Source organism: Mycetohabitans sp. B2 (genome assembly GCF_021733735.1).
GTDB lineage: Bacteria > Pseudomonadota > Gammaproteobacteria > Burkholderiales > Burkholderiaceae > Mycetohabitans > Mycetohabitans rhizoxinica.
Genome location: NZ_JAHKSP010000142.1, coordinates 1 through 347, shown reverse-complemented (window position 1 = coordinate 347; position 347 = coordinate 1). Strand labels below are relative to the sequence as shown.

General features: G+C 50.7%; 1 protein-coding gene. It reads right to left on the bottom strand.

All coding sequences use genetic code 11. The features are described from left to right. Nucleotides 1–120 precede the first annotated feature (120 nt). Nucleotides 121–347: type II toxin-antitoxin system RelE/ParE family toxin (locus KPG66_RS17125; RefSeq protein WP_237071643.1), on the bottom strand; the 227-nt coding region annotated here is incomplete at its 5' end.

Here is a 347-nt window from a genome sequence, read left to right as displayed (position 1 = left end):
TGAACCGAAAAGCGGACATTTGAACTTAGCCAAAAGCGGACATTACAACGTAGCCGCTACACGCTAATAATGCGATAAATCAACTTATGTCAAATAATAAAGGATGATGCCCATAACCCATCAATAGTAGTCTTCTTCCCGTTGCGAACGTACCGCGAGGATTGTGACTGTGTATCCTTCCTCAGTCTCGAACAGCACGACATAACCCGATGAGCCAAACGATACGATCAATTCGCGCAGGAACGGATTTTCCCCTTCAGCCTTGCGGCACGTAAACGGAAAGGTGCGCAGTACGTCGACACCCCGGTGGATCGCGTCGAGCGCGCGGGCAGCCGCATCCAAGTCCT